Source organism: Nonomuraea sp. B19D2 (genome assembly GCF_040137845.1).
Classification (GTDB): domain Bacteria; phylum Actinomycetota; class Actinomycetes; order Streptosporangiales; family Streptosporangiaceae; genus Nonomuraea.
In genome coordinates this window covers 291,898-318,489 of the sequence record NZ_JBEFAK010000007.1, presented here as the reverse complement: position 1 = coordinate 318,489, position 26,592 = coordinate 291,898, and the positions used below count along the sequence as shown (strand labels likewise).

Annotated in this window: 23 protein-coding genes and 1 pseudogene; 6 read left to right on the top strand and 18 right to left on the bottom strand. The window is 67.1% G+C overall.

The window, feature by feature from the left end:
* Positions 1-4: 4 nt before the first annotated feature.
* The 5 genes from ABN273_RS16680 to ABN273_RS16660 form a co-directional block, all read right to left on the bottom strand.
* A complete protein-coding gene (locus ABN273_RS16680) occupies positions 5-781 on the bottom strand; it encodes a hypothetical protein (RefSeq protein WP_349449750.1) in 777 nt (258 codons plus the stop codon).
* 650 nt (positions 782-1,431) lie between these two features.
* Positions 1,432-2,991, bottom strand: coding sequence for a GMC family oxidoreductase (locus ABN273_RS16675; protein ID WP_349449749.1), 1,560 nt, complete (start codon positions 2,989-2,991; stop codon positions 1,432-1,434).
* Between the two features lie 602 nt (positions 2,992-3,593).
* On the bottom strand, positions 3,594-4,472 hold the full coding sequence (locus tag ABN273_RS16670; protein WP_349449748.1) for a hypothetical protein: 879 nt from the start codon (positions 4,470-4,472) through the stop codon (positions 3,594-3,596).
* A gap of 865 nt (positions 4,473-5,337) precedes the next feature.
* A complete protein-coding gene (locus tag ABN273_RS16665; protein WP_349449747.1) occupies positions 5,338-5,739 on the bottom strand; it encodes a hypothetical protein in 402 nt (133 codons plus the stop codon).
* A gap of 102 nt (positions 5,740-5,841) precedes the next feature.
* Positions 5,842-6,336 carry a hypothetical protein gene (locus ABN273_RS16660; protein WP_349449745.1) on the bottom strand — a complete coding sequence of 165 codons (495 nt, stop codon included), beginning with the start codon at positions 6,334-6,336 and terminating at the stop codon, positions 5,842-5,844.
* Between the two features lie 374 nt (positions 6,337-6,710).
* Here ABN273_RS16660 and ABN273_RS16655 point away from each other — a divergent pair.
* Positions 6,711-6,797: pseudogene (locus ABN273_RS16655) on the top strand (transposase); the annotation flags it as partial.
* A gap of 84 nt (positions 6,798-6,881) precedes the next feature.
* Positions 6,882-7,676 carry an integrase core domain-containing protein gene (locus tag ABN273_RS16650; RefSeq protein WP_349449803.1) on the top strand — a complete coding sequence of 265 codons (795 nt, stop codon included), beginning with the start codon at positions 6,882-6,884 and terminating at the stop codon, positions 7,674-7,676.
* 126 nt (positions 7,677-7,802) lie between these two features.
* On the opposite strand, the gene ABN273_RS16645 is transcribed toward ABN273_RS16650, so the two are convergent.
* The 5 genes from ABN273_RS16645 to ABN273_RS16625 form a co-directional block, all read right to left on the bottom strand.
* Positions 7,803-9,914 carry an FtsX-like permease family protein gene (locus ABN273_RS16645; RefSeq protein ID WP_349449744.1) on the bottom strand — a complete coding sequence of 704 codons (2,112 nt, stop codon included), beginning with the start codon at positions 9,912-9,914 and terminating at the stop codon, positions 7,803-7,805.
* Positions 9,911-13,081: an FtsX-like permease family protein gene (locus ABN273_RS16640; protein ID WP_349449743.1), complete on the bottom strand. Its 3,171-nt coding sequence runs from the start codon at positions 13,079-13,081 to the stop codon at positions 9,911-9,913. The genes ABN273_RS16645 and ABN273_RS16640 overlap by 4 nt, the downstream gene beginning before the upstream one ends.
* Before the next feature lie 16 nt (positions 13,082-13,097).
* Positions 13,098-13,838 (bottom strand): ABC transporter ATP-binding protein, encoded by a 741-nt coding sequence (locus ABN273_RS16635; protein WP_349449742.1) that lies wholly within the window; start codon positions 13,836-13,838, stop codon positions 13,098-13,100.
* Positions 13,835-14,767, bottom strand: coding sequence for an ATP-binding cassette domain-containing protein (locus ABN273_RS16630; RefSeq protein ID WP_349449741.1), 933 nt, complete (start codon positions 14,765-14,767; stop codon positions 13,835-13,837). The genes ABN273_RS16635 and ABN273_RS16630 overlap by 4 nt, the downstream gene beginning before the upstream one ends.
* Positions 14,768-15,227: 460 nt before the next feature.
* On the bottom strand, positions 15,228-15,698 hold the full coding sequence (locus ABN273_RS16625; protein ID WP_349449740.1) for a MarR family winged helix-turn-helix transcriptional regulator: 471 nt from the start codon (positions 15,696-15,698) through the stop codon (positions 15,228-15,230).
* A 245-nt stretch (positions 15,699-15,943) separates the two neighbouring features.
* Between ABN273_RS16625 and ABN273_RS16620 the strand changes: the two genes are divergently transcribed.
* Complete coding sequence (locus tag ABN273_RS16620; protein WP_349449739.1) at positions 15,944-17,797, top strand: extracellular catalytic domain type 1 short-chain-length polyhydroxyalkanoate depolymerase; 1,854 nt, start codon at positions 15,944-15,946, stop codon at positions 17,795-17,797.
* Between the two features lie 767 nt (positions 17,798-18,564).
* On the opposite strand, the gene ABN273_RS16615 is transcribed toward ABN273_RS16620, so the two are convergent.
* Entirely contained in the window at positions 18,565-19,086 is a 522-nt protein-coding gene (locus ABN273_RS16615; protein ID WP_349449737.1) for a hypothetical protein, read from the bottom strand.
* 1,200 nt (positions 19,087-20,286) lie between these two features.
* Here ABN273_RS16615 and ABN273_RS16610 point away from each other — a divergent pair.
* Both ABN273_RS16610 and ABN273_RS16605 read left to right on the top strand, forming a co-directional pair.
* On the top strand, positions 20,287-20,913 hold the full coding sequence (locus ABN273_RS16610; RefSeq protein ID WP_349449736.1) for a ClpP family protease: 627 nt from the start codon (positions 20,287-20,289) through the stop codon (positions 20,911-20,913).
* Entirely contained in the window at positions 20,910-21,500 is a 591-nt protein-coding gene (locus ABN273_RS16605) for a ClpP family protease (RefSeq protein ID WP_349449735.1), read from the top strand. Before ABN273_RS16610 ends, ABN273_RS16605 begins: the two co-directional genes overlap by 4 nt.
* A 27-nt stretch (positions 21,501-21,527) precedes the next feature.
* On the opposite strand, the gene ABN273_RS16600 is transcribed toward ABN273_RS16605, so the two are convergent.
* From ABN273_RS16600 to ABN273_RS16570, 7 genes are all read right to left on the bottom strand, one after another.
* Entirely contained in the window at positions 21,528-21,884 is a 357-nt protein-coding gene (locus tag ABN273_RS16600; protein ID WP_349449734.1) for a helix-turn-helix domain-containing protein, read from the bottom strand.
* Between the two features lie 355 nt (positions 21,885-22,239).
* On the bottom strand, positions 22,240-22,611 hold the full coding sequence (locus tag ABN273_RS16595) for a hypothetical protein (protein ID WP_349449732.1): 372 nt from the start codon (positions 22,609-22,611) through the stop codon (positions 22,240-22,242).
* 303 nt (positions 22,612-22,914) lie between these two features.
* Positions 22,915-23,187: a hypothetical protein gene (locus ABN273_RS16590; protein WP_349449731.1), complete on the bottom strand. Its 273-nt coding sequence runs from the start codon at positions 23,185-23,187 to the stop codon at positions 22,915-22,917.
* A 259-nt stretch (positions 23,188-23,446) separates the two neighbouring features.
* The gene (gene msrA, locus ABN273_RS16585) at positions 23,447-24,001 is read right to left on the bottom strand and encodes a peptide-methionine (S)-S-oxide reductase MsrA (protein WP_349449730.1); all 555 of its coding nucleotides are present in this window, start codon (positions 23,999-24,001) and stop codon (positions 23,447-23,449) included.
* Positions 23,998-24,648 carry a peptide-methionine (R)-S-oxide reductase MsrB gene (gene msrB, locus ABN273_RS16580; protein ID WP_502911044.1) on the bottom strand — a complete coding sequence of 217 codons (651 nt, stop codon included), beginning with the start codon at positions 24,646-24,648 and terminating at the stop codon, positions 23,998-24,000. The genes msrA and msrB overlap by 4 nt, the downstream gene beginning before the upstream one ends.
* A gap of 135 nt (positions 24,649-24,783) precedes the next feature.
* Entirely contained in the window at positions 24,784-25,041 is a 258-nt protein-coding gene (locus tag ABN273_RS16575; RefSeq protein WP_349449729.1) for a hypothetical protein, read from the bottom strand.
* Positions 25,038-25,706 carry an RNA polymerase sigma factor gene (locus tag ABN273_RS16570; protein ID WP_349449728.1) on the bottom strand — a complete coding sequence of 223 codons (669 nt, stop codon included), beginning with the start codon at positions 25,704-25,706 and terminating at the stop codon, positions 25,038-25,040. The genes ABN273_RS16575 and ABN273_RS16570 overlap by 4 nt, the downstream gene beginning before the upstream one ends.
* Before the next feature lie 439 nt (positions 25,707-26,145).
* On the opposite strand from ABN273_RS16570, the gene ABN273_RS16565 reads away from it, so the two are divergent.
* Positions 26,146-26,556 (top strand): ferritin-like domain-containing protein, encoded by a 411-nt coding sequence (locus ABN273_RS16565; protein WP_349449727.1) that lies wholly within the window; start codon positions 26,146-26,148, stop codon positions 26,554-26,556.
* Positions 26,557-26,592 lie beyond the last annotated feature (36 nt).

Here is a 26,592-nt window from a genome sequence, read left to right as displayed (position 1 = left end):
CCGGTCACGAGGCGCGGCGGGAGGCGGAGCTGGGGGGAAGCAAGCGCAGATCCTCTTCGCTCACGAGGTCGAACCGAAGGGCGAAGGCGACCAGAGCCTCACGCTTGGAATGCTTGGGTCCGTCGTCCTCGCACTTTGACCACTGGCCGACGGGAAGCTTACGAACCGCTAGGTAGTCGATGTGGTAGTTGACACTGCTACGGTTAGCGTCCTTAAATTGATCGACTCCTCGTAATCTCTCGACAACCTCTCGAAGTGAAGGCACGGCTGCCATAGAGGATCCGCGCAAACGCGGTTCGCACAGCGCGACGAGAACAAGGAAGTACTTGCTCGTCTTGTCCAGATGAATCGACGAGACCATCGCCCTCGTGGCCAGGTCCATCTGGAGCAGACGCGGCGGAGGGGCGTAGACGGTGAGTTCGGTGACGCCCGCGCTGGTCGGGATCAAAATGCGCGACATTTCAAATGGAATCACCAAGTCCAGCTGTCGAGGGCGCACCTTGACTAACTCGGCACCACCTTCCAGATTCTCGACGGCATAGGTAGTGCTCGTGGTGAGATTGGACAAAGTAGGTTGCTGGGCGGAAACCTTGAGTGCTCCGAGGCTGGGTTCGGCGTTCGGCTGAATCTTCCCCGAGCGTTTGGATATCCCAAACTTGAGTTCTTCGCCGGTCTTCAGGTTGATCCGCCCGCCGCTGCCGCGTCCCCGCAGATGACCGGAGTCGCTTTGCCAGGTCACGATCACCTCAACGCCCGCTGCGGTTTGCTGCCCACTTACCATGGCACTCCCATCTCGTCACGTTTGTGCCTGAATGCACCATATCGGCTCGTACGTTACCACGCAGAAATTCGGAAAGCACGTGCCAAAGTATGTGAACTTCGGAAATTGTACGGATCCCCCCAAAGGAATGGCGACGTGCATGTTGACTTGGGCTTTTACAAGCTTGACAAAGAGCCCCTACAATGGCCACTACAATTTGCCATCGTGAAGTCACGATGGGCTCGTTGCCACGTCGGAGCCGTAAAGGCGCGGGCGGACCATGCGGGGACATGTCGAACTCCTGCAGGCGGAAACTTTCGGTTGGTTCGGAGCGCCACGTTCGGCGACCGAACGGCAGCGTGCATGCGAAGCTTCAGCAGTCAGCGCCCAGTGATGGCGCTTCGTGAGATTGGCTACGGTCTATTGCGTCACTATCGGTGAGAGCGATCCAGAGATCCGTAGTCGAGATGACAGCTGATGCCGGCCGCAGGCATCCCTCCATGGCGCCCACCAGCGCGCCGACGAGCGACCCTGCGAAGCGTCTCCGTGGTTGTACAGCCGCGCTTGCGCAGTGGCCAGTGCCGCCGGATTGCCGCCCCTTGCCCAAGCCGGGACCAGGACGCTCTCCCTGCTGACGACGTCCTCCGGGAGACGCTTGACCTTCAACGGCGTCAACAGGCCACTCCCTGCACGGTTTCGGACAACGCCGCGGCGACGCGCTCGCCGATCATGATGCAGGTCAGGTTGGGGTTGGCCCGCACCGAGGAGGGAATGACCGAGGCATCCGCGACGCGGAGCCCGTCCGTGCCGAAGACCCGGCATTCGTTGTCGACGACGCCCGTGGCGGCACTCGACGCCATGGCGGCGGTGCCGCTCGGATGATGCGCCGTCTGCAGGTGCGCCGCAAGGTAGCGATCCGTGCTCGCGTCGTCGTCGACGGACCAGCCGTCGACGTCCACGAGTCTTTGGATGAACTTACTGACTGCCGGATCGTCCGCTATGTGCCGCGCCAGCCGTAGCCCTTCGCGGAGACGGGCCCGATCGGATGCCGCAGCGAGGTGGTCGAGGTGCACCACCGGGCGCTGATGGGGATCACGAGAGGCCAGCCGCACACTGCCCCGCGACTCCGGCCCCATCAGATTCGCCGTGATCACGAAGGCGTGGCTGCCTTCCACGGAGGCGGCCAGGCCGGGCGCGTACTTGCTCATCTCGACATGGTTGAGCAGGCACAGTTGCATGTCATTGGCCATGCTCGAGCCCTGCGCGCGGTACCGCAGGACGACCTCGGCGCAGGGCGCGGAAGGGTCTGCCGCGCCCTGCGCCGGTGCGCAGACGATCGGTACCTGTGAGTGATCCGCGAGGTTCCGGCCAACGGCAGGGAGGTCGGCGACGACGTCGATCCCGAGTGCGCTGAGTTCCTCGGCCTTACCGATGCCGGAACGGAGCAGGATCGCCGGGCTACCGATCGCACCGGCGGCGATCGTCACTTCGGCCGCGCCGATGTCGCGCTCCTGCCCATCGGCGACGACCCGCACTCCCGTCGCGCGCGATCCGGTGAACAGCACCGTATCCACCAAGGTGTTCGGCATGACGGTGAGATTGGCCCGCTGCCGCGCCGGCTCCAGAAAGGCTTTCGCCGTCGAGATCCGGCCCAGCGAACCGTCGACGTTCAGCGGAAGGACGCCCACGCCGGTGCTGTAGGGCTCGTTGTGATCGGCGGTACTGTCGAATCCGGCCCTCCGGCACGCCTCGGCGAATGCCTGGGACAGCGGAGTCATCCGCTCACTCGGCGTTCGGGCGATCCGAAGGGGGCCGCGGCTGCCGTGGTGAGCGCCGACCCGATCGACATCGGTCTCTATGGCGACGAACCCATCCAGCACCGCTTCCCACGACCAACTCACGCGGCCCGACGGCCAGTCGTCGAAGTCGCCGGGCTCCGGCCGGAGCGCGATGCACGTGTTCACACTCGAGCAGCCGCCGACGACCTTGCCGCGGGGGAGCCAATACTCGTTGCCGCCGGCACCGCGGGCGGTGTACCCCCAGTCGTGAGAGCCCAACGATGGTGTCCGCCCGTCCTGGAGCTCCGGTGGAAGGGCTAGGCCGTGATAGTCCGGTCCGGCCTCGATCAGCAGGACGCGGCGGTCGGTGCGCTCGGCGAGTCGAGCGGCGAGTACTGCACCCGACGACCCGGCGCCGACGACTATGTGGTCAAAGAACACTGGCGTGCGCATGCCCTACCCTTCGGCCGCTCATGGATTGCACGACTACGAACGAGGCGTACTTCGCCCCGGCACCTGACGACAGCGAGGAGGCCCGCCGGGCATCTGTAACGGAATGCAGGAGAGCGCTTTGCCGAGCAGACGGTCCTGGCGGGCGCTCAGGTTCTCGGCGTTGAAGCTTGTGACCTCCTCGTCCACGAGCCTCGATTGAGCTGCTTGCCGCACAACCGCAGTGGCCGAGAACGGTGTTACCGACCGGCTGCGTCGGCCAGGAGCCCGAAATCGGGCCGATGACACCGGGCTTGTCTGTGGCAGAGGGGAATGGCACGTCCGCATAGTCGATCTCTGAATACCACCCGTCGAGGAGTTCGCCATCACCTTCGGGACGCCTCTCGATCTCCACCGGGCCGAAGCTCCAGGAACGGAGCAGGCTCGCGATCACGGCGTCGAGGTCGCGATGGAGGCTGTTGGCGAAGGCGTGCCGCGCAGACACGTCTTCGGCGTTCCCGGCGGTCATCCCTTCGGGAGGCCGTGGCCTCAGCGTTGGTGAGCATGATGGTGAAGGAGTGAACATTCATGAGCTACGGCCGGTTCCGGCAGCGGTCCAGGACGGTTCAGGCGAGGTAATAGGGTCGGCTGTGTGCGGCGACCGGGGCCGACTGGTAGGTCCACACGCCCGCCGGGGCGGCGTGGGTCAGCAGCGCCGTGAGGTCCTGGCCCACGAGCGAGGTCGGCTCCGCCACATGCAGTGAGACCTGTGCGGCCGTTTCGGAGTCCAGCAGGTAGTACTGATAGGGGTGGTAGACGCTCTGCCGACTGGTCAGCAGGCGGCCCTCCGAATCGGTTCCGTAGCCCGTGATGGGAGTGTTGTTCACCGGCACGCCGGCCAGGCCGCCAAGGTGTGCGTCGATACTGAACAGCAGGCGACCGCCGGGCGTGATGCTCCCGTCTTCGGCAAAGTCGGCGTCCAGGACACGGACGTGCCAGTCGGACGTCTCCGGACCGTTGAGCGACGGCATGGTTGCCGTGAAGCGGGCCGGCAGCTTCGGCTCGGCGAATATTTTCGATCCGGCCTCGATGGCCATCGCATTGTCGCAGAGCACGTGGATTCTGCCGATGCCGAGCAACTTGGTCTGGTCGATTCCGGTGGCGTACTGCGCGTACGACACCGGGAACATCCGGTGCTCCTCGCCCTGCGGATAGGCGATGATGTTTATCTCCACCTCCTCCGTGATGCTCGAGCCGTCTCCGTACTGCGCGAAGTAAAGCTGGTAGTTGAGCGAGAAGCAGGCGCGGCCGTCGAAGTCGACTGGGGCCAGGCGCGGGTGGGTGCGACCGAGGATCTTCGCAGCCGTCTCGAAATCCACCAGGTAATCGATGCCGATGTTGTGCCACGCCCCACAATAGAAGGGCAGTCGAAATGGCTCGGGAATCGGCGGCAGAGGGAGGGGCGTGTCGCGTCGGGTCAAGGCCGGGTCGATAGCAGTCATCATGGTTGCTTTCTCGTGACGTGTGCCGGCGGCTGCACTCAGGTTCGTGCTGCCTGGATAGCGATAGGCAGGTGGGAGATGCCGTTGGAATGAACGTGTGCGGGGGCTCGCCAGCCAGGCTGAACCCGCTGGCCGAGGTCTGCCACAACATGTGCCGAAATAGAGAGCAGTAAATACCTGTCAAGCGCCACAGAGGCTAGCGGGGATTCCTCGCGCAGATCTCATCGAGTCGCAGCCGGACCTCGCGGGCAGCGTAAGCCAGGATCGCCACCCGACCGTTGATCTGCTCCATTCGCTCGGCCTCAACAAGCCGAGGTGAAAAGAAGGACGCTCAGGGCGTGATCACAGCAGACGAGCCACCCTCGCGGAGGTGGGTGGCGGCCGTTTCCTCGTTTCGATCACGAGATATGGCAAGACCCTGGCTCTCAGCTTCCTACTCGGCCGCTGCGGCACCAGAGACAGAGGATACATATTTCACCCCTTGAGGCAATGCTCAAAAGGCCAGGATTGATGTAGTGATGAGCGCTCGCTCATACTGGCAGGCCCTCTCATCGTGCGACTCTTGATCTCAAGGTGACACAACTCTAGACGCGAGCGGGCCTGCTCCATCCCTGACAGGCGCTAGGTTTGTCAACGTTGTCAGCGGTCAAGGGACTCTCCCCAAGGCCAGGTAGTCAGAGCCGCCGCCGTACCGTCAAGACGTGACTGATCTTGCACAGCCAGCCGGCGGGGAACTGGGGCTCCGTTGCTTGCCGTGTATGCCGACACTGCAGTTTCGTGCGCTGCCGAGACTGAACCGGTCCGGGTTTCTTGGAGGCCCTGAGAGTGCGTTACGCGAGCTGATGCCCCTTTCGTCGTTGCGATTGGATTAGGTCTGCTGGTCGGCAAGTCGCCGTTCGGTCTCTCGGCGCGGCTGGGTGAACAAGCCGGGCTCGGTTTCAGTGAGGATGCCGCGGCTGGCCAGGCGTTTGAGCTTGGGGCGGACGTTTTGGATGCCGTTGGGTGTCAGGGGCAGATCCATCGCCAGTGCCAGGTCGCGGGCGCGCAGCGAGCCGCCGGCCTTGCCGAAGACGGTGAGGATCTGCTGGTAGTCGAGATGATCGAAGCCGACCAGTGGCGCGTCCGGTTCGAGCGGGGCGGGGTCGGCTTCGGCGAGGGACAGGAGGGTCTTGCGGCTGATCCGCAGGTGCTCGACCGCCTGGCCGAGTTCGCCCAGCCGCGCGGTCAGGGTGTCGATTTCGGTCTGGGTCTGCTCGATTTGGCAGATCAAGGCCTGTTCGCGGGCATCCAGCCGGTCCAGGAGCCAGGTTCCGGGATCGGGCGGGCGGGCGGGTGTCGGGCCTGGTCATGTCCACCGCCAGGACGCCACACGTCACATTTTGAAGTGGGTCCAGCCTGCCCGCCACGTTCCGTAAGTCTTGGGGCCTGGCGGATAGCAGCCGCCAGCGTAGCACAGCGCAGTGCTCTTGATTAGACGGCTTACCTTTCCAGATTCGGCGCCGTAGTGGATACTTTGCCAGTAATACTGGTTCTTACCAGTCTGGTATCGCCTGCCGCAGGGTTCCTCGACGTACGCGATGTCGAAGGATCGCTCTCGCGAGTAGCTAACCATTCTGTCGGGCGTCGGCTTTACATTCTTGACGAATACCGTGTCGTATTTACGTCGAGGAGAAAGGTGGACGTTATACTTCCGCATCTTGGAGCCCTTTGTGCAGGTCTGGTTCTTCCACACCGCGAAGAGGTAGTACGGAGGCGATGCCGCAGCTGGTTGTGGTGTGGCCGCTACTACGCCGGTAGCGATCATGGAAAACGCCAGGCCAATGCCCAGCCTCCTGGCCGCACCCGGCAAAGCGGTCGGCTTCGACATTCGCTCTTCCCTCCTACCCGTGATGCAGACGGAAGAAACGATAGAGATCGTGGGTATGTTCTGAGTATGTCGGGCCTATGTATGTGTGGGGGGCACGGCCGCGAATACACTGCTGTGACGAATAGCCGGTCATCGGTTCGGTGTCGTACACCCGCTGCGATGACGACGTCACCAAAACCCGCTGCGCGTAGACGCCGATGAAGTTCTTCTGCGTTCCAGGGCCTCATCGTGAAGTCATAGCCCACACGCTCCGCCGTGAAGTCATACTCTTCAGAGTGCGTTACGTGAGTCCCCGTCCATGATGCCGCAGTGTGATCGTATGGATTTGTAGCGTTACCGCCAGTCGGCGGGTCCAGATGTGCTGGGATGGCCGCGTGACCGAACGCAAGCCATACCCGAGCGACTTAACCGACGCGCAGTGGGCGTTGATCGAGCCAGCGCTCACGGCGTGGAAGGCCGCGCACCCTGTGGGTGCCCGAAACTCGGCCGTCGGGGCTGACCTGGGGTTCGGCGTTCCGGTTGTCTCCAGGCATGATCATTGTTTTATGGCGCTGCGGTTGCTTTATCTGATCTTCGTTCGGCTCGCGGGTTGGCTGGTGCTGCTGGGTCGCTCGCAAAGGTCAAAGGACGCGGAGATCCTCGTCTTGCGGCATCAGCTCGCAGTGTTGCGCCGACAGGTGGCAAGGCCACGCCCGTTGGCACTTCGTCTGGCCCGAGAGAATCCGCTGTGGGGTTACCGGCGAATCGCCGGAGAACTCGCCACTCTGGGCTACCAGGTGGGCGCTTCTACGGTGTGGCTCCTCTTGAAGAAGGCCGGCATCGACCCCACGCCACGGCGCACGGGACCGACCTGGAATGAGTTCCTGCGTGCCCAAGCTGAGGGGATCTTGGCATGCGACTTCTTCCACTGCGACACCGTGCTGTTCAAACGCCTGTACTGCCTTGTCGTCATGGAGATCAGCACCCGCCGGGTTCATATCCTCGGCGTCACCGAGCATCCGACCGCGCCGTGGGTTGCACGACAGGCCAGGAACCTGGTGATCGAACTGGGGGACAGAGCGGAAGGGTTCAGATTCCTCATCCGCGATCGGGATACGAAGTTCACCGCGAGGTTCGACGAGGTCTTCACGGCCGCAGGCATCCGCATCCTCAAGATGCCACCTCAGGCTCCACGGGCTAACGCTTTCGCCGAACGCTGGATCGGTGGCCTGCGCCGAGAACTTCTCGATCGGATCCTCATCGTCAACGCCTGCCACTTACAACGCGTGCTTGCGATCTACGAGACCCACTTCAACGAGCATCGCCCACATCGCTCCCTGGGCCAGGCCGCCCCGCTGTGAGCCCTTCCCGACCCGATCGAGGACGATATCAAGGTCATCCGACGTGACCGCCTCGGCGGACTGCTCCACGAATACGCGCAGGTCGCATAGGGCGGCCAAGTTCTTGGCACCCACAAGTCGGCCGGCTCAGCTGTCGCCCGCGCGGAGTACCTCGCTCAGCCGTCGTCGGCGGCGTAGCGCCGATTCGACGGGCACCATGACGGCGACCGCCGCCAGGAACACGACCGCCACCAGGCCGAGCCCCCACCACGGCAACGCCAGGGCCGGATCGGCGCCGGTGAGCAGGCGCAGGGCGAGCGAGCCGAACGTCAGGCGGGCGAGCAGCACCCCGAGCAGCGGACCGCCCACAGCGGCGACCACCACCGGCGGCAGCAGCTCTCCCGCGGCGACCCAGCGGGCCTCCCGGGGCCGCAGCCCGAGGGTGCGCAGCCGGATCAGGGTCTGCCATCGCTCCGGCGCGCCGGCCGCCGACCCGAGAGCGAGTCCCAGCAGGCCCAGAACCGGCAGGGTTACAGCCGAGACCCACGCCAACCGCAGCAGTCCCGAGGCCAGCGGCCCATCCGGGGTCCCGTGGCCGACAGCAGCACCAAAGGTGAGTGCGTACGAGGCCAAGGCCACGGAGGTCACGAGCACCAGCAGCGGTAGCACCCGGGCAGAGGTCGCCGCCGCCCTCGCGGCCCCGAACACCGCCAGCGGCCGGCTCGACCGCAGAAGCCGCTTGAGCACAAAGCGCATCCCGAGGGGCAGCGCCCGCGCCAGCATGAGCGCGCCTACGAGCGCGCAGAGGGCGGGCGCGCTCGCGGGCAGCACCCCGCCACCGATTCCACGCTGGTACAGAGCGACGAGGGTGCCGGACGCGGCCACCAGCACCCCGGTCTCAAGAGCGGCCCGCCGCAGTCGTACGGTGTTACGCACCCACCGCCGCGCACTCCGGTTGGCCGGGACGCGGCGATCCCGGGTGGCGCGGGCGGCGGTGAGCGTGCCGAACGCCGGTCCGGCGGCGACGGCGGTGACCACCACGGGAGCCACCCACTCCCAGGAGACCCCCGGCGCGACGGCTCGGGCCAGGCCGAGCCCGGCCGCCGCGGCCAGCAGCGCCATCACGACGGATTCGAGCAGCAGCTCGCCACCGATCACCGGTAGCGACATCCCTCTTTGCCGGGCGGCGGCCAGGGCGGGAGCACGGCGGTGTACCAGCAGGTCGGCGGCGAGCAGCAGGACCAGGACCGCGACGGCGAGCAGGGTGATGAGCAGGATGGACGCTTGCGCGGACGCGGCGTCGACCTGGGAGCTCACGTTCCGCAACACCCCGTCGAGCCGGGTCTCCCACTTCAGCGAGCCATCCCGGGCGCCGGAGGAGCCGGAGGCCGCCTTGAGCGCGACCACCTTCGCGGCGACCGAGGGGACCGCGTCCCAGGTGAGCCGGGTCGGGTCGGGCGTGAACCAGACGGTACGCCGCAACTCGTCCTGGCCGAAGGCGAGCCGGACGTCGGGCAGCGAGTCGCGTGACAGCAGCCCGGCGAACCGGGTGCTTCCCGTGCCGTCCGCGCCGGCGACGGGACTCAGCAGCGAGGGGAGGAGCCGCCAGGCGGGATCGGCGCTGTCCCGAGGCCGGAAGATGCCGCTGACCTGGACCTTCTTGACATTCCCCTGGTCGTCTGCCAGCGGGATGCGGGCGCCGGGACGGAGCTGGAGAGCAGCGGCGTCCGCCTCCGACAGGCCCACCTGCACCGGCCACGGCGGCGCGCCGTAGGGAACCTCCGCCGTCGCGGAGGCGGTGGGCCGGGGCGGGCCGCCCGCGATCCAGGTCACGTCGGGCCCACCCTCGCGGGCCACATAGGCGAGCTGGAACGTACGCAGCACGCTGCCATCGGTGATCTTGAGGGTGGGGCCGGTGACGGTGGCGACGGGTGGACGCAGGGCGGCGCGCAGGCCGGGGCCGAGTTCGTCCGTCGCCCTGGCTCGGAAGTCGTCGACGTCCTCGGCGAGGCGGGGGTGCCGGACGCGGCTGCCGGCCGGCCCGTCGTCGCCTTCCATGCGAGCGTGGACCTGGAGGTCGCCGCCGGTCCTGCGTACCGCGTCCCGTACGGCGGCGTCGGCGGTCGCGGACAACGTCGGCGGCATCGCGCCGGCGAGCAGCGTGACGACCGCCACCACGACGGCGGCCAGGAGCAGCGGCCCGGCGTCCGCGCGGGCGCGGCCGACGACGCTGGGCCAGTGCGGTGCCGGGATCCTCACGACGCCACCCGCAGATACGCGGCATCGGCAAGCCGGGCCTGGACGACGACCACCGCGCTCACCGCCAGCGCGCACCCGGCCAGCAGCCCGGTGAGCAGGGCGGCCTCGGCGGCCCACGGCCAGACGGGCAGAACCTCGGGAACGGGAGCGGCGCCGGTATCGGAGCGGACGAGCAGAGGCGCGACGACGCGGGTGGCCAGCGCGCCGACGACCGCGCCCGCCGCGAGCAGCGGCAGCAGGATGCCGACGTGCTGGCCGAGCAGCACGGTACGAATCTCGCGCCGGGTCATCCCGAGACCCCGCAGGCGCGCCATCTCGACCGCGCGGGCCCGCAGGTCGAACGTCACGTGTAGGACGATCCCGGCGATCATCAGCAGCACCGCGGCCGGTACGAGCAGCCGGAGCACGGCCGGGAGCCCGGCCCGCAGCGGGCCGCCGGTGAGCCGGGCGGTCTCGGACGCGCGCGTGGTGACGCTGCCGAGGCGGAGATCGGCCGCATCACCTCTGGCGGGATGGCCGACCCACCACGCGTCCACGGGCACGTCGAAGTCACCGCTGACGGCGAGGGCACGGGAGAGGGCGTCGAAGTCGGCCAGGATGGCCGCGGCACCCGGAGCGGACGGCACGGCCGGCAGCACCTCGGCCACGCTGACCTGTACGGGGGTGAGGCCGACGGTGAGGTCGAGCCGCGAGCCGCGCCGGGCGCCCACCTCGTCGGCGAAGCGGGCGGAGACGGCCACGGGCACCGGTCCCGGGGCCGGGAAGGCGGTGGCGACCAGGTTCCTGGCGGCGTCCGGCGGGCCCTTCAGCGCGACGGTCGTGGTCATCCTCAGCTCGGTGCCCGCGGAGGTGCTGGTCAGGGCGACGGCCGGATTGCCGAGCTGCCCGGGGGCCGGCCCGGCTGAGGTGGCGGTCCAGGGCGATGCCCCAGAGGCTGTTCCCGCCACGGTGAGCGTCACGGCGACGCGGCTGTCCCCCGCCGGGGGGTCCGCCAGGGCATCGGAGTGGCCGGTGCCCACGTTCCCCGTCGCGATCGCGAGCGGAAGGGACACCGCGACCAGCCGGAGCCCTTCGGCCGTCGCGCAGTCCGGCAGCGGATGTGCTGTGCCGTCGAGCGGAATGGGCGCACCTGTGCAAGGAGTACGCAGCCCTGTCGCATCCTGCAGCAGCAGCCGGGGCGTCACGGTGAGCGGCGTCGGACCGGTCGCGTTCCCGGCCAGGGAGAGCGCGGCTCCGGCCGGGACGGGAACACCGGCGGCGCGCGTCGGCGGCGCGAGAAGGGTGCCCACGGCGTTCCAGGTGCGACCGTCGTTCAGCCGTCCGCGCAGCAGCGCCTCGGCACGAGTGGTGTCCACGGCGATCAGCCGCGGCGGGTCACCGGCGCCGCCGAGCCACTGCCCGACCGCGACGCCACGATCGGTGGCCGGGCTCACCTCTCCCCCGCTGGCCGCGCCGACCACCGGGCCCTGCCCGGCGGCGGGCGGGGCGGTGAGGGTGAGCGCGAGATCGGTGCCGACGGACAGATCGGCCTGGTCCTGCTGGGAGCGCTGCCACGTGGCGTCGAACCCGATCCCGTACGTGGCCGCCGCGCAGCCCAGCCCGATCAGCAGCCCCGCCGCGACCGCCTGTGGCCTGCGGGCGGCTTCGAACGCGGCCAGCGGCACCATCAACCCGCGAGCCCGGACGGCCAGCCGTTCCACAACGCGCAACGCGGGCCACACCAGGCGCAACGTCACTGCGGATCCGGCGATGAGCAGCAGCGCGGGAGCGAGCACCCGTACGGTGTCGACGGGGGAGCCTGAGCTGGTCGGCTGATCGTGCAACTGCCACCAGCCGATGGCGGCGAGCGCCACGAGCAGCAGGTCGGCGCCGGATCGGGCGAGCAGCTCCCGCCGCCCGCGTACACCTCCGGAGGAGGTCCGCAGCGAGGGCACGACGAGCACCGCCGCCAGCGCCAGCGCGCCGCCGGCGACGGACAACACCTGTGCGGCGTTCACGCCGAAAGGCGTGGCGAGCCCGGCCCCGGCCATGGGCGGCAGCCGGGTCAGCCCGGCGTGCAGGGCGGACGAGGCCGGGATCGCGACCGCGGTGGCGAGCACGGCGAGCGCGCCGGCCTCGACGAGCGATGCGCCGGCGAGTTGACCGCGGCCGACCCCCAGCGCGGACAGCAGGGCGGTCTCGTCGCCGCGCACACCGGCGCTGAGCCGGCCGGCGAGGGCGAGGGCGGTCGCGGTCAGGACGAGTCCGATGGCGGCGACGGCGAGCACGGCGGCCGTGGTGACCCGCTGCTGATCGTGCGCGGCCAGCAGGGTCGAGGGCAATCGGGAGGCGACGCGCTGGATGCGTACCCGGTCACCAAGCGTCTGCCCCAGCCGGCGGTCGGCGCCGAGCACGACCTGGGTGACGGTGTCGAGGTCGCGGCGGTCGGGGGCGGACAGGTCGGGGTGGGCGATGATCTCCAGCCGGTCGAGGGTGGAGCCGCCGCCGAGCAGGTCGGCGAGGTCGACGATGAACGGCCCGTACGCGTGAACCGACTGTGCGGAGCGGCCGTCGCGGTAGGCCAGATCGTAGCCGGTGGCGGCGAGGGGGTCACGCTCCCAGCCGGTGCCCGGCAGCGGGCGTACGATCCCGACCACGCTCACCTCGATCCCCTGGTCGGGATCGTCGGCCAGCTCTCTGCCGAGGCTGACCCGACTGCCGACGGTCAGGCCGAGCTGCCGCGCGGTGCTCTCCAGGACCACGGACTCCGCCGGCGCGGCACCCGCCCGAGGCAGGCGTCCGTCGGCCAGTTGCGTGCGGGCCGGCAGGTCCTCCACCCCCGACAGGTACGCCACAGCCGGAACACCGGCACCGGGGAGCGACCGCATCGCGGACGACGCGCGCGCGGCCGTCGTCGTCGCGAACGGAGCGAGGGCCGAGGTCAGCGCGGCGCGGATGTCGTCGGCGACGGATCTCGCGTGCTCGCCGCGAATGGTGACGGTGTAGGCGGTGACGTCGATCTGGTCAGGGGTGGCGCGAGAGGCGGCGGTCTCCAGCGCCTGCTCGGCGGTACGGGTGAGTAGGAGGGCGCAGGCGCCGAGCAGCGTGGGGCCGACCACGGCGACGGCCAGGAGGGCTGCCAGCAAGGGCCATTGCGCACGGGCTCGCCGGGCGACCAGCCTCAGCACGGACAGCTCTTACTGATCAAGAATCGCCCCGACCGTTGGAGCGTCCGTCGAGCTGCCCATCAGAGCGCATGCCGGGATGCTCGTCGAGATGCCCGTCGTTGATGCGGATCACCCGATCCGCCAGCGCGAGCATCGTCGGATCATGCGTGGAGACCAGCGCCGTCACCCCCTCGGACTCCACCACCCCGCGCAGCAGTGCCATCACCGACAGACCGGTCTCGGCGTCCAGCTGCCCGGTCGGCTCGTCCGCGATCAGCAGCCGGGGCGAGGCGGCCAGCGCCCGGGCGATCGCCACCCGCTGCTGCTGCCCGCCGGACAGCTCAGCGGGTAGCTGCTCGGCATGGGCGGCCAGTCCGACCAGTTCCAGCAGCAGCGCGACCCGCCGCTCACGCTCCACCGGCGGTACGCGGGCCAGCCGCAGCGGGGCGCCCACATTCTCCGCGGCCGACAACACCGGGATCAGGCCGAAGGTCTGGAAGACGTACGAGACCTTCTCCCGCCGTAGCAGGGACAGGCCGTCCTCGTCGAGGGCGGTGACGTCCGTTCCGTCGACGAGGACCGTACCGGAGTCCGGGCGGTCCAGGCCGCCGATGATGTTGAGCAGCGTGGTCTTGCCGGAGCCGGACCGCCCGACGAGGGCGGTCATGGTGCCGGCCGCGAGCTCGAACGTCACGTCCCGCAACGCGTGCACGGCGGTCGCCCCGCTGCCGTACCGGCGATGAACGCCACGCACGCTGACCAGGGGCCCGCCGTTCATCCGGCCCCGCCGCCGTCGGGGCGGATCGCGACGTGATCGGCCTCCAGCACCAGCCGGACCCGTCGCGTCAACGCCAGCGCCTCCCGGTAGTCGCGCGGCACCTGAATCCGCCCTGCCCGGTCCATCACCGCGTATTCCTCGGCGATCATCTGCGGGGCGCCGTCGTCTCCAGTGGCGGTACGCCGCAACACCTCGCTGCTCGTGCGCCCGTCGCGAATCGCCACCGTCCGCTCCACCTGCCCACTGACCGCGGGATCGTGGGTCACGATGACGACGGTGACGCCCAGCCGCCGGTTGATCTCCCGCAACAGCCCGAACACCGCGGCCGACGTGGCGCTGTCCAGTTCCCCGGTCGGCTCATCGGCCAGCAGCACCCTGGGCTCGTTGGCCAGGGCCACCGCGATGGCCACCCGCATCTGCTGCCCGCCGGACAGCTGCGCGGGCCGCCGCTCGGCGCACTCGGCGACGCCGAGCAGGTCCAGCAACTCGGCAGCGCGCCTGCGGCGTACCCGGCCGGGAGTGCGGGCCGCTGTCATCGGCAGGTCGACCATCTGCCGCGCGGTCAGGTACGGGATGAGGTTAGCGGCCGTCTGCTGGCGTACGAGTCCCACGGTGTGCCGCCGATACCGGACACGATCGGCCCGCGACATGTCCAGCAGATTCCACTGATCGACCCGCACCCGCCCGGCGGTGGGAGCGTCGACCCCGGCCAGGATGGACAACAACGTCGACTTCCCCGACCCGGACGCTCCGACGACGGCCACCATCTCCCCGCTGTCCACGACCAGGTCCAGCCCCTGCAGTGCCTGCACCTCGACCGACCCGGACTGGTAGATCCGCACCAGGCTCTCGCACACGATCAGCGCGTCTCGTCCGAACTCCGGCGCCTTCGCAGGAGGCTGCGGCAGGGATAAGGGCGTGATGGACATCCCCCTCCTCAACCCCGGCACGGCTCTGCCTTAGGGCCAGACTCTATCGTCCTCGCAAATCGGACCCCAAGACCCTTTCACACCGCGGATCTCACCGTGCGCTCGCGTGAAGGGTGTCGATACTCCATTCACGGTCGTGAGCTGCGGGTTTGCTTGGCTTCCCGGTCGGAGCAGTGGCCTGGGTCGCCGTCCGCTGAGGCCAAGCCGGAGGCGGCCCTCGGGGTGATCGACCCGGTCCCCGCGCGGAGGCGGGGGGCGGGCCACATCCCATAGGACCAGCGCTTGAACTGCCGCGCGGTGTGTCTCCGTCGAATTCCTGCCAGTGCAGTGCCGTACCCGTAGGAGTCCCGATTCGATCGCTTCTGTGGTTGGTCGAGTCCGGTGCTGTGGTCCGTGGCTGGCCACGGACCACAGCATGGCCAGGGCGACGGTGGTGGCTTCTGCGAGCGAAGGACTGGGATCAGGGCCGCATGTCCGGATGGAGGGCTCGGGCGCACAGCGTGAGCGCTTCCGCGAGTGTCGTGCGGTCCGGGTCGTCGATCTCGGCGAGCATGACGGCTTCGATGCTGTCGAGGGAGCGGTCGCATCGCCGGAGGGTGCTCAGGCCTTTCGGGGTAAGGCGGGTGCGCAGAGCGCGGCCGCCACGGGGATGCGGGTCGCGGCGGATCAGGCCGCGTTGTTCGAGATCGCGGATGACCAGGTTCATCGCCTGCGGAGTGACGAAGGCGATGCGGGCCAGGTCGGCCGAGGACGGGGCGTCGCGCAGGCGCAGCTCGCTGAGCGCCATGTATTCGGTGGTTGTCATGCCGTGCCGGGCGAGCGCTTCATCCAGGCAGGCGCGGATGCGGCGTTCCAGCCGGAACACCAGGTAGCTCACACGGGGCGGCGGTGCGTCCGGCGCAGCGGCCGCGGGGACACCCGGATCGGTCACCAGGAGACGATATCGCGCCCCCTCGGAACCGCCCCGATGTAAGTTTCCCACACCGGTTATCAAGGACCTTGATAGCAAGTTACTTGATAACCAGGGAAAACGGCTCTCTGCCAGGTGAACTGGCGGGCATGCGCACCAAGCGTGCATTGACGGTGGATCGTGGCCCTTCTATTTTCCAGCGACCGACGTCAATACGCGGCGGACCGATCCGCGGCGCGCCGCGGATATGGAGAGGAGGAGCGCGAATGAGACGATTGACCACGGTGCTGGCTGGTGCCTGCGCCGCGGCGCTCTTTGCCGTCATGACCGTGGTACTCGGATCGCCGGCCGTCGCCGCCACCCTGGTGGAGGTGACCAGCTTCGGCAACAACCCGGGCAACATGCGGATGCACGTCTATGTGCCGGACTCGCACCCGGCCACGCCGGCGATCGTGGTTGCGATGCATGGCTGCGGCGGCTCCGGTCCCGGCTTCTACCAGGGCAGTGAGTTCGCCTCGCTGGCGGATCGATACGGCTTCATCGTCATCTACCCGACCGCCACCCAGTCGGCAGGGTTCGGCAACTGCTTCGACACCTGGTCGGACGCGGCCAAGCAGCGCGGCGGCGGCAGCGATCCGGTCTCGATCACCTCGATGATCGACTATGTCGAGCGGAACTATCAGGGAGACCCGAACCGGGTCTACGCCACTGGAAGCTCGTCCGGCGGCATGATGACCCAGCACATGCTCGCCGTCTACCCGGACGTGTTCAAGGCAGGGGCCTCCTTCATGGGTGTGCCCTTCAACTGCTTCGCCGGCGCCTCCGACTATCCGCCCGGAAGCAGCAGGTGCACCGGCGGGAGCATGGACCGAACACCCCAGCAGTGGGGCGATGCGGTCCGCCAGGCGTACCCGGGATATTCCGGCCCCCGCCCGCGCATGCAGCTGTGGCACGGCACCAGCGACACCCTCGTGCCCTACTCGCTGCTGCGAGAGTCGATCGAGCAGTGGACCAATGTGTTTGGGCTGAGCCAGACCCCGACCAGCACCGACACCCCGCAGGCAAACTGGACCCGCAGCCGGTACGCCAATCTGTCCGGCACCGGGCAGGTGGAGGCGTACAGCATCCAGGGCGCCGGGCATGCTCTTCCGCAGAGCGGTATGGCCCTCTACGCCATCGAGTTCTTCGGCTTGACCACCAGTCCGACCGACACCACGCCGCCGACCACGCCAGGCACCCCGGTCGCGTCCAACGTGACCGCCGCCAGTGCCACGCTGACCTGGACCGCGTCCACCGACCAGGGCGGCTCCGGCTTGGCCGGCTACAACGTCTACCGGGAGCAGGGCGCCACCGACCCGCAGCTCGGCCAGTCCACCACCACCTCGATCACCCTGACCGGACTGAGTGCCAACACCCAATACCAGGTGTACGTACGGGCGCGTGACGGCGCGGGCAACCTGTCGGGCAACTCCGCGCCGACCACCTTCACCACGGCCGCCACCGGAGGCGACACCACGCCGCCGACCGCCCCGGCCGGGCTCACCGCCTGGGGCACCACCACAACCGGCACCAGCCTGGCCTGGACGGCCTCCACTGACGACACCGGTGTGACCGGCTATGAGATCCTGCGCGCTCCCGGCGCGACGGGCGGCACGTTCACCCAGGTCGGCACCTCGGCCACGACCTCGTTCACCGACACGGACCTGACTGCGAACACCACCTACCGCTACCAGGTCCGGGCGCGCGATGCCGCTGGCAACGTCTCACCGGTCTCCAACACCGTCCAGATCACCACACAGGGAGGCACGACCGGTGCCTGCTCGGCCACCCCGACCGTGCAGTCCCAGTGGGGGAACGGGTATGTGATCCAGCCGCTGACCATCACCAACACCAGCACCTCGACGATCACCAGCTGGACCGTCACCTTCACCCTGCCGGCCGGGCACACCCTGACCGGCTCATGGAACGCCACCATCACCACCAGCGGCCAGACCGTCACGGTCAGAAGTGTCAGCCACAACGGCACGCTCGCGCCGGGAGCCAGCACCACCAGCTTCGGCTTCCAAGCGAGCAGGCCCAACGGCAACACCGCCCTGCCGTCCGGCTACACCTGCGCCTGACCTCAGCGCGCTTCCCTGATCACGGCCCCGTCATTGGCAGGTGGGACCGGGCCGTGATCAAGGGCTCCGCGCCGGCGGGAGAACCGGCTGCGTACCGCCATCGTGCTGTGACAGGGCCGGGCGACCAAAGTCCCGCGCGAGCCGGCTCGATCGCTCCAGTCCCGCGGTACGGCTGGCGGAACCGGTGACCGGGACCGCTGCCAGGGCCACTCGGTGCGCCTCGCGGCCCCGCTTGCCCTCCACCGCGCCGTGCTGGAGCAGAGCGTCGTCCTCGCGGCAGGCGCCGACCCGGCCGCACGCAAGGCCTACCGGGTGTACTCCACCCTGCGGGGTGCCAATATCCTGTTCATCAGCCTGAGCTGCGAAGTCTTGATGAGTGGCCGGCCCGTCCGATCCCGCATCACCGCAAGTCAGACCATGATCAAAGCGCGCCCTGCAGGATTCGAACCTGCGACCGTCGGATTAGAAGCAAGATCTTTAAGTGCCACGCGATACTGTTTGATGGCAGTTCGTGCTGCCTCGGCGTACATTGCGTGTCCGGCAGTGCCGGGTTCTGACGGCGTGTGACGGGGCGTACGAGCACGCATCGAGCACGCCCGCGACCATCCTGCCAACCACGACGGGGCCATCATCTCCCACATCGGGTCGAAAATTTGCGAGAGATCGTCGCCGACGAACCCGGTTGAGCCACAGGCACATCTCAACAGGCACCCAGAGCAGCTGTCATCTTCATGACGCATCTCCCGACGCACGAAGAGATCCTCGAATCACTCCGGTACGACTTCGCCCGCGCCGCTCACGTCCCCCACGCCGGCCGGAGAGGCGGAGGTCTCTTCCGGCTGAAGCCCGCCCTTGCGTAACTGCAGCACCGTCTCCCACCAGAAGCCGTTCTGGAAGGCGAGCAGGTAATCGGCCAGCGTGTGCGGATGATCCTTGATGGCCAGGTACACCGACATGAAGACGATGGGACCGACCAGCAGGGCCATCCAGAAGCGTGGACTGCTCGTAATCCCGCGCAGCTCCGCGATGATGGAGATTCTCCCGGACGCCTTCTTGAGCTCTTCGAACAGGTGCCCGGCGACCAGCCCGGCGACCATGACCGCCACCAAGACGGCCAGCTGCCCCCAGGTGGCGTCGGGCGCACTGCCGGGAACGGACATTCGTGGCCGCGTATCGGAGCTTCGCGCCACGACGAACACCCACATGACATAGACGATGATCGTCGCCACCAGCAGTGCCGCGATCGCGGCCAGCCAGGGAGCAGCGCGCCGTCTCCCATTTCCACGCACACGAGACTCCTCTCGATCTCAACCGCAGGCCGCAGGCGGCCAGGGAGGCGCTTCGGGGTCGGACGCGATCACCCTGAACCAACGACGCCGCCTCTTCACGGCGTCCTTGACAGGACTGCAGGCGGTCCGCTGCGATACCCGGCGGCTCCAAAGACTGGCGGCCCACCGGACCTCGGCGAGCCAGAGATACACCACGTCCCATTCGTCCCGATGCCGGCGGCGAGCATTTGGAGCGGTCAGTGCCGCGTCTTGTCCTTCCCCTTGCCAATCTTCCAGGCGATGGCGAGGGCGATCATTATGCCGATGGCGGAGATGATCCAGCCTGCCATGTCCATACGGCCTCCCTACGGCCTCCTTGGACGAACACTCAGCGGTACTGCCCCGCGATCGCAGCGGCTCTGCCGGCAGCCCACCGATCCCGTAAGCCGTTAGGGCTGCCCCGTCGAGGGCGGACCTAAACAATGCTCGTGCCGCGCGAAAGAAGATCGGATGTAGACCTGTTTCGGCAGGCGCAGCGCAAGGCGGCCCGCGTGACAAGGCGGAAGCTGGATTGCCTGAACCCCAATCTCCAGCGGAGACCCTGCACGACCAGGACGGGCTGGAACGCGCCGAGCCCGACACCATGCGCTACCGGCTCTACCGTTCCATTTGCCCGCCCGCTTGGCTGCCCACGCCCGGTGCCGTCACCTGCGGATCGAGCGCACCCAATCCTGGGCGCAGGCATTCGTTCTGGCCTGGCAGCGCATCACCCATCTCCCGGCCCTCGCCTGAGTGCCGGACCCTCGCCGCAACGACCAGGAAGGAGTCCAGCCCCGGCCCGTAAAACCCGGCGCACCCGCAGCGATATGCGACGGCCCACCCCAACCGCGCATGGGACATCACGGGCAAGACCGCGGACTCGATGAACGTCAACTAGCCCCTGCGGGGTGGTGCGTTTCGGCCGTGCCGTGTGGGTGCGTAACCGCGCACGGGCGCGGTGGAACAGATCGCGGGTTATCCGACCGCCGCTGTCGAAGAGGCGGGCGTCCACGAGATCCTCATCGATCTCCTACCGCGCGCCCGCTCGATTCCCGGGCCGCAATGGCACGAGCCGGGCCGGAAATCGAGTTGTTCCTGCTCAGGAGTTCTCTCTGCTCAGAGCAGATCTGCCCCAGGCGGATCGTGTCGACGTCGACCCGGATCGCCTCACATGATGGACGCATGAGCGAAGAATCGAAACACCCACTGTTCAACGCGCGGGTAAGACGCGAGCTCTACGAGCAGCGTGTTCTCGTCCTCGACGGCCCTCTCGATGACGACAATGGGACACTGCTGGCCACGCAACTGATGGCACTCGCCACGCAGGATGCGTCGAGCGATATCGCATTGTGGATTCACTCCCCGGGCGGCTCGGTTCCCTCGATGCTTGCGATCCGCGACATCATTCGAATCATTCCCTGTGACGTATCGACCCTCGTGCTGGGCATCGCTTACAGCGCTGGGCAATTCTTGCTGTCATCGGGGGCCCGAGGGAAGCGCCGCGCCCTGCCGCACGCACGCGTCCTGATGCACCAAGGCTCGGCGGGAATCGGTGGCACCGCAGTCGACATCGAACTGCAGGCTGGCGACCTTCGGCATACTCGCGACACGGTGCTCGGTCTTATCGCTGAGGACACGGGTCAGCCCGTCGAGCGCATATTCGAGGATTCTCTGCACGATCGTTGGTACACAGCGCAAGAGGCACTGGACTACGGCTTCATAGATGCAATCGTGCAGACCTTCGACGAAATCGCGTCTCACAATCGCCCACGGCCCGGATTCGGCTTCACCGAAGGAGTCCGCCAGTGACCACATATACGATCCCGAACGTCATCGCTCAGAATCCTCGTGGCGAGCGGGTCATGGACGTTTACTCGCACCTGCTCACCGAGCGAATCGTCTATCTGGGCACCGCAATTGACGCGGGCGTCGCGAACGCGCTCATCGCGCAGCTGATTTTTCTGGAGTCAGACAACCCCGATGCCGAAATACAGTTCTATATCAACTGCGAAGGCGGGGACCCGAGCGCAATGCTCGCGATATACGACACCATGCGCCATATCCGCCCGCGGGTTTCGACAACTTGCGTTGGACAGGCCGTCGCCGTGGGTGCCGTCCTTCTCGCCGCGGGTGCCGAGGGAAAACGTGCCGCTCTCCCACACGCACGAGTAATCCTGCACCAACCGGCCGCTCAGGGGCGCGGAACGATCCCCGATCTCATCTTGCAAGCCGACGAGGTCGTACGTGTCCGGGCAGACATCGAGCGGATACTGTCACGGCACACCGGCCAGACCATCGAGACCCTACGCGCCGACACCGATCACGATCGCGTGTTCACCGCGACCGCGGCCCTGGAGTACGGGCTCCTCGATCAGATCATCGAGGAGCATTCATAGGCCCGTGGATAACCCCGGCAAGCCGCGCTACGCGGCCAGAGCATACGCCGCCGAGCAGGTAGCACCTCTCGACGCGCCGTGCTGAGCAGTCCGCAAGCTCTCGGCAACGGCGAGGGTCAGATCGACCAGGGTCACATCCAGCGCGCCGGCGACCGCAGCGATCATTTCGCTCGACGGCTCTTTGATGCCTCGTTCCATCTCGGAGAGATATTGCGGCGAGACTCCGGCGCGACTTGCCGTCTCACTCAACTTCTCGCCCCGCTCGTGACGAAGACCTCTCAGACACTCACCGAGCACGTGCCGCCACAGCGGCTCGCGAGCCGGAGACGGCTTGGGGGCGGTCCGATCGATCGCTGGACGTAGCGGCGGGATGGAGGAGGCCATGCTTCACCCTAGGTAGACGGCGCGTTCGAGTTCTGCCGGCTTCGCGCAGAGCAGAATCGTCCCTGCCTCCTCCGCTCGGCCTCAGGGCGCATTTGCGCGCTCACCGAGTGGTCACCGTAGCGGCGATCACTCGGTGACCAGCCACATGAGCAGGGCGCGCAAACCGTGCTCAGCGGGGTGAGGCGGGTCGGGTGGCTGGTGATGCGGGCCTCGAGGAGGACCTCCGCGGTGGCCAGGTAGAGCAGAAAGCCACCGAAGAAGCCCAGGTACGGCGCAATGGCCTGGGCCGGGACGGGGATCAACGAGGTCGCAGATGCGCCAGAAACCGGGGCGACCGTGTCGAGCAACAGCAGGGTCAGCGCGCGGCAGCGGGTGTCCCGGGAAACATGGTTTCGTACTGTGAGCTGGGGTTTCGCTGAATGATCAGGGCGGCGGCTGAGATCATCGCGGGGTGGTGTTGTCGCTTGTCTACCGATTGGTGCGGTGCTTCGTTGATGTACTGGAGTTTATGAGCCGCGCGGTAATGTACGAGCTGAGCATCCGTCAGGCGGCGAACCGCGTACCCGCCGCATTTGCTACACCAGTCGAAGTGGCCGTCCACCAGGTCCGCCACCGTGATCAGATCATCGTTCGGATGCAGAGCGACGCCTCCGTCGCGGACATGACGGCAGGAGGCCGCGTGTTCCTTGCCGTAGTCTGGATCGCTGTTCGACGTGTAGATCTGCACGCCCACGAGTACACCAAGTGGAAGCCCCAGCCCGGGCGTCCTTGTCCGCCCGCCTTCCGTCGTTTGGAACGGTGTCAGGTCCAGCCATTCGAAGGCCAGCAATGCCTCCCAAACCACTGGCGGGATCGCCTTGTAGTCGTAGCGGTGCGCAGATCATGCACGCCCCGGGCGATGGCCAGGAGGCCCAGACACCGCGACACCCCTCTCGGATCTTCGGCACCGGACTGGAATCCGAAGGCGTAAGGCCTCTCCAACGCCTTCTCCCCCGCCGAAGCGGACAGCTTGTAACCGAAATCCTCGTCATCAGATTGCGGTCGAGCCCAGTTCGATGAAAGAACTTTCAGTGTCGGCGCTCGTCACCTGCTGGGTCCATTGCGCCATCAGCGCCGCTGGCAGGTCGTCCGCCCCGGCCACCAAGACTCCCCGCCACCCACGGGGGCATCGCTCGGCAAGTACCTGCAGCGGCACCGCCTCGAACCCGCCGCCGGCTGAAAACACCACGTAGACAACCTCGTCGTCGCGCTCATCGCGTAACGCCGCGATGTCGGCCGCTGTTAGCGGGCTCCGCTCCGCCACTGGCCCATCGTCCAGGACTCCCGGAAGCAGCGCTCCATAACGACGTGGCAGGTGCTCATCGATCCAGTCAGCGAGTACTTTGTCGTAGCTCTGATCGGGGAAAGGACTGACTCGTCATTCTTCCCGGACCGAGGGCAGGGACCGTGCCCAGCCTCGGAGACGACACCACCATCGGGCACACGATCGGCGCCGTTCGTGACGGAACCGGTGAGGGCGCGCTCATCGCCTCAGTGGCGAACGCGCCCTCGCAATAAAGCCCTCAGACTGAGGGCGCAGCGCGCCTGGGCAGTACCCAGTCCGGACGCGGGAAGTGGCACGTGTAGCCGTTCGGGTACGCGATCAGATAGTCCTGGTGCTCGGGTTCGGCCTCCCAGAACGGTCCTACGGGCTCGATCGTCGTCACGGCCTTACTCGGCCACAGGCCCGACGCATCGACATCGGCGATCGTGTCACGTGCGACCTTCTCCTGTTCGGGGGTGAGCGGGAAGATCGCCGAGCGGTAGCTCGTGCCGATGTCGTTGCCCTGACGGTTCAACGTCGACGGGTCGTGGATCTGGAAGAAGAACGCCAGGATGTCACGGTAGGTCGTCTGCGCCGGATCGAAGACGATCTCGACCGCCTCGGCGTGGCCGGGGTGGTTGCGATACGTGGCGTGATCGTTGTCTCCGCCGGTGTATCCGACGCGCGTGTCCAGCACGCCTGGCCGCCGGCGAATGAGGTCCTCCATGCCCCAGAAACACCCGCCGGCCAGGATGGCCGTCTCGGTGCCCGGTTCGCGGGTGATCTGTCCGGTGTCATGAATTCCGCTGGTCATGATGCGTGCTCCTCTGTGCTGGTGGTGTCGGCCGTCTCGAACAGCGAGCGGTACTCGCCGTAACCCTGCGTCTCGAGCTCGGAGACCGGGACGAAGCGCAGCGCCGCTGAGTTCATGCAGTACCTCTGGCCGCCGGCGTCGGCAGGACCGTCATCGAACACGTGCCCGAGGTGACTGTCAGCTCCGGTGGACCGCACCTCCGTGCGAGTCATCCCGAACGACCTGTCCGTCTCCGAGCGAACGGCGTCCGCCACGATCGGCTTGGTAAAGCTCGGCCATCCGGTGCCGCTGTCGTACTTGTCGGTCGACGAGAACAGAGGCTGCCCGGAGACCACATCCACGTAGATCCCCGGCTCATGGTTGTTCCAATACTCGTTGCGGAACGCCGGCTCCGTCCCGTCCTTTTGAGTGACGCGGAACTGGCTGTCGGTGAGGCGGCTCAGCGCCTCCGGAGTCTTGCTGTAGTCGTGCGACACGATATCTCCTCTTCTGACGTCGCTGGCTGCGGCGTCACTGGAAATAACATCGCAGAGAATCGTTTTGGTCCCGGGTTCCTGACAACTCGCTGTGACTGCGATCTCAGGTTCGGGTGGAAGGGTCAGGTCCGGAAAGCCCGCGTCGACGAGTCTGCCGATGAACTCGAGCATGTCAGCGATGTGGCCGCAAGCGTCACATCGAGTCCGTACCCGATCTCAAGCCAACGCCATAGTTGATCGAATGCGACCGCTGACCTCAGATGTCCTGACATGCGGCACATGATGAACCGTTGTCGTGAAGCCGATTCAGCGAACGCGCCACTCATCCGGGCCTCCGACGTGCAGATCATGGTCCTGCACAGCGGCTAACAGGCCCCGCGCGTCCTCCGCACACGGTCCGCACGCAGCCAAGTGCGACGCCAATCCCGGATAGTGCGCGGCCGCATCGACTCCGGCCGCGAGTAGCTCGACATAGACGTGCAGCACAGCCATCGCCTCATCACACCCGATGTCACGTGGGTCGGTGGCCAGGAATCGTTCGAAGCCGTCCCACCACCCGGTCATGACCTTTTCACCTTTACCTGTTGGTCAGTAGGCTGGGCAGCCGCCGGCTCCCCTTCCAGATAGCCATTAGCGGTCAGGAATCTGCGGATCTTACGGCGTGCATCGAAAACGGTCTTGTAGATCGCGCCCCGATTCGATCCAGACCGAGACACCATCGCATCCAGCGGTACACCGTTGACCACGATTGCGACGAACAGTCGACGCTGATGATCGGTCAACGTCTCGTCCACGGCCCGCCGCACGGCCGTGATCATCTCCCGCTGCTGTGCCTGCGCGAGCGGGTCGACAGCGAACCGTGCAGGGAGTCGTTCCCAATCCTCGGTGTCGAAGGACACAGATGGCCGACGCCAAAAGTGGCGGCCGAGCTTGCTGGAAACCTCCAGCACTACAAAGCGATACGCCCAGGTCGTGAATCGGCTCTCCCCGCGAAAGGTATCGAGCTTCCCCAGTAGGGAAACCATCGCATCGTCAGCAGCCTGCTGTGCAAGGTCATCGAGTTCCGGCCCACCGATGCGGGCGGCGGGCCCGCGCCGATGCGCCTCACGGGTCGCCACCCTGAGCAACATCACGTGCAGGCGGGCCAGCGCCGTGTCCCGTTTGGTTCCAGAGCCGTGGAGCGCGGTCAGCCACGACGAGGAGTCCATGTCCATCCCGGTAAAGTCCAATCCGGCGAGTGTGCCGCCTGTCGTGGGCGTTCCAGCATCGCCGCAGTCTGCTCCGCGGCCGATGGCTCATGCGTACCCCCGTTCTCAAGTTGCAGCGGGTGGTTGGCCCGAGGGGCGGCCGATCTATTGATCATGAAAAAACAGAACTATTCCGTCCACACTAAGATGTCGTGACATCGCTCGGCAAGCGTCTGCGCTTGATGCTGAGAGTCCAGGAACTGGGACTGCCTTCGGACACAGCACTCCAGCAAGCGCCCGTCAGTCTTTGCTCGTCAGTGCGGGCGATCGCTCGCCGCCTTCCTCCAGCGTCTTCGGAGAGAATCTGGACCTTCTCGTCCTTTTCGCTAGGAAGGTAGCGGTGGCCTCGACGGCCCGATCCAAGATCACAGCGGCCTGCCTCTAGGCGCGACCGTCATCATCGAACAGCACGGGAGTCAGGATGTCTGAGAACCGCTTCATCGACGCCATCAACCGCAGCGTCGAAACAGCAGAAGACCGCGCCAAGCTCACCAACATGGCCACCGAAGCCTCCGCTGGCGCACCGACGACCACGACAGACGAAAGCGGTCCCAGCGACGGTTCGACCCTGAACTTCGCACTCAACTTGGAATACCTTGAAGCCGAGTTCTACCTCCGCGGCGCAACCGGTCAGGGACTGCCCGATGACAGGGTAGGCAGGACAGGGAAGCCCGGCCGGGTGTCCGGTGGCCGACAGGTCGACTTCCGTAGTCCCTTGATCAAGAACATCGCCCGCGAGATCGCCATGGACGAGCGAGCCCACGTTGCGTTCCTCACGCCGGGATCGTACGGGCCACGCTCTTCAAGTGTTGCCTGCCACGTTTTCTCCTGAACTCGCCTGGTCAGCGGCTACGGGGCACCCAGTCGG

Excerpts from the sequence above, each read along its gene's own strand:
- ABN273_RS16675 (WP_349449749.1), bottom strand. The coding sequence starts at position 2,991 with ATGCGCACGCCAGTGTTCTTTGACCACATAGTCGTCGGCGCCGGGTCG.
- ABN273_RS16610 (WP_349449736.1), top strand. The coding sequence starts at position 20,287 with ATGAGCGAAGAATCGAAACACCCACTGTTCAACGCGCGGGTAAGACGC.
- ABN273_RS16600 (WP_349449734.1), bottom strand. The coding sequence starts at position 21,884 with ATGGCCTCCTCCATCCCGCCGCTACGTCCAGCGATCGATCGGACCGCC.
- ABN273_RS16680 (WP_349449750.1), bottom strand. The coding sequence starts at position 781 with ATGGTAAGTGGGCAGCAAACCGCAGCGGGCGTTGAGGTGATCGTGACC.
- ABN273_RS16575 (WP_349449729.1), bottom strand. The coding sequence starts at position 25,041 with ATGACCGGGTGGTGGGACGGCTTCGAACGATTCCTGGCCACCGACCCA.
- ABN273_RS16620 (WP_349449739.1), top strand. The coding sequence starts at position 15,944 with ATGAGACGATTGACCACGGTGCTGGCTGGTGCCTGCGCCGCGGCGCTC.
- ABN273_RS16630 (WP_349449741.1), bottom strand. The coding sequence starts at position 14,767 with ATGTCCATCACGCCCTTATCCCTGCCGCAGCCTCCTGCGAAGGCGCCG.
- ABN273_RS16670 (WP_349449748.1), bottom strand. The coding sequence starts at position 4,472 with ATGATGACTGCTATCGACCCGGCCTTGACCCGACGCGACACGCCCCTC.
- ABN273_RS16635 (WP_349449742.1), bottom strand. The coding sequence starts at position 13,838 with ATGAACGGCGGGCCCCTGGTCAGCGTGCGTGGCGTTCATCGCCGGTAC.
- msrA (WP_349449730.1), bottom strand. The coding sequence starts at position 24,001 with ATGACCAGCGGAATTCATGACACCGGACAGATCACCCGCGAACCGGGC.
- ABN273_RS16565 (WP_349449727.1), top strand. The coding sequence starts at position 26,146 with ATGTCTGAGAACCGCTTCATCGACGCCATCAACCGCAGCGTCGAAACA.
- ABN273_RS16650 (WP_349449803.1), top strand. The coding sequence starts at position 6,882 with ATGGCGCTGCGGTTGCTTTATCTGATCTTCGTTCGGCTCGCGGGTTGG.
- msrB (WP_502911044.1), bottom strand. The coding sequence starts at position 24,648 with ATGCTCGAGTTCATCGGCAGACTCGTCGACGCGGGCTTTCCGGACCTG.
- ABN273_RS16660 (WP_349449745.1), bottom strand. The coding sequence starts at position 6,336 with ATGTCGAAGCCGACCGCTTTGCCGGGTGCGGCCAGGAGGCTGGGCATT.